The organism is Corallococcus sp. 4LFB, assembly GCF_046520365.1.
GTDB lineage: Bacteria > Myxococcota > Myxococcia > Myxococcales > Myxococcaceae > Corallococcus > Corallococcus caeni.
On record NZ_JBKGHJ010000943.1, the window covers coordinates 1 to 1,589 of the forward strand.

Annotated in this window: 1 protein-coding gene; it reads right to left on the reverse strand. The window is 69.6% G+C overall.

Features of this window, described 5'->3' with window-relative positions:
• Positions 1 to 1,589 (reverse strand): condensation domain-containing protein (locus ACLEQD_RS43025; protein WP_410391738.1); only part of this gene is annotated, 1,589 nt, incomplete at both ends.

Sequence of the window (1,589 nt, forward strand, 5' to 3'; positions counted from 1 at the left end):
GCCGCTCACCACCGCCACGGCTTCCGGGGTGCGCTTCGCCTGCGCCTCGAAGAGGCGCGGAATCGTTGCGTCGCGCGCGTACTCCGCCTGCGACTGGCTCCACGTCACCAGCACCTGCTGGCGCTCCGACTCCGTCAGCAGCGGCAACCGGCCCACTGCTTCCTCCGGCTTCGCCACCACGCCGTCCAGCAGCGTGCGCAGGTGCTCCACCATCCGGCGCACCGTCGCCGCTTCGAACAGGTCGGTGCTGTACTCCACCGCGGCGGTCAATCCGTCCGGCGTCTCCACGAAGAAGAGGCTCAGGTCGAACTTGGACGTCCGGCCTTGGTAGGCCACGGGCTTGAGCGTCAACCCCGGCAGTCGCGTTTCGCTCTCAGGCAGGTTCTGGAGTGCCAGGAACACCTGGAACAGGGGCGTGTGCCGTCGATCACGCTCGGGCTGGAGCGCCTCCACCAGCTTCTCGAACGGAACCTGCTGATGCTCCTGCGCCTCCAAGACCGTCTCGCGGACCTGGTTCAGGAGGGCGCCGAAGGAAGCACCGCCCGCCACCTGGGCACGCAACACCAGCGTGTTGACGAAGAAGCCGATGAGCCCTTCCACCTCCGCGCGCGTGCGGCCCGCGATGGGCGAGCCCACGCTGATGTCCTCCTGTCCCGAGTAGCGCGACAGCAGCACCTGCCACCCGGCCAGCAGCACCATGTACAGCGACGCACCCTCACGCTTGCCCACCTCTCGCAGCGCCTGGGCCAACGCGCGGGGCCAGTGGAAGCCCAGCGTCGCTCCGGCGCTGCCGCGCACCGGCGGGCGCGGATGGTCCGTCGGCAGCTCCAGCACCGGCGGCGCGCCCGTGAGCTTCCGCTTCCAGTAGTCCACCTCTCGCTGGAGCGTCGCCCCCTGCAACCCGTCGCGCTGCCAGGCCGCGTAGTCCGCGTACTGCACCGGCAGCTCCGGCAGCGGTGACGGACGTCCTTCCGCGAAGGCCGCGTACAACGCGCCCACTTCCCGCACGAACACGCCCAACGACCAGCCGTCCGACACGATGTGATGCATCGTGACGACCAGAACGTGCTCCGAGTCCCCCACCTTCAGCAGCAGTGCCCGGAGGAGCGGACCGCGCGACAGTTCGAACGGCTTCAACATCTCCTGCTCGATCCGCTGCCGGGCCTGCTCCTCCCGTTGCAGCGCATCCCCGTCGGGCACCTCCACCCGCTCCAGGCGCAGGGCCATGTCCGGGTGGATGACCTGGATGGGCTGACCGTCCTGCTCCGCGAACGTCGTCCGCAGCGTCTCATGGCGCCGCATCACTTCGCGCAACGCCCGTTCCAGGACCTCGTGACGGAGTGTTCCCTCCAGCCGCACCGCCACGGGCATGTTGTAGAGCGCCGTGCCCGGCTCCAACTGGTCGATGAACCACAGCCGCTGCTGCGCGAACGAGAGCGGCCGGGCGGCATTCCCCTGCCTCCGCCCCAGCGCCGTCATGCTCGAGGATGCGGCCTTCTCCAGCTGACGGGCGAGCAACTCCACCGTGCGCGCTTCGAACAACGCGCGCAGTGGCAACTCCGCGCCCGTCTCCGCGCGCACCCGCGACA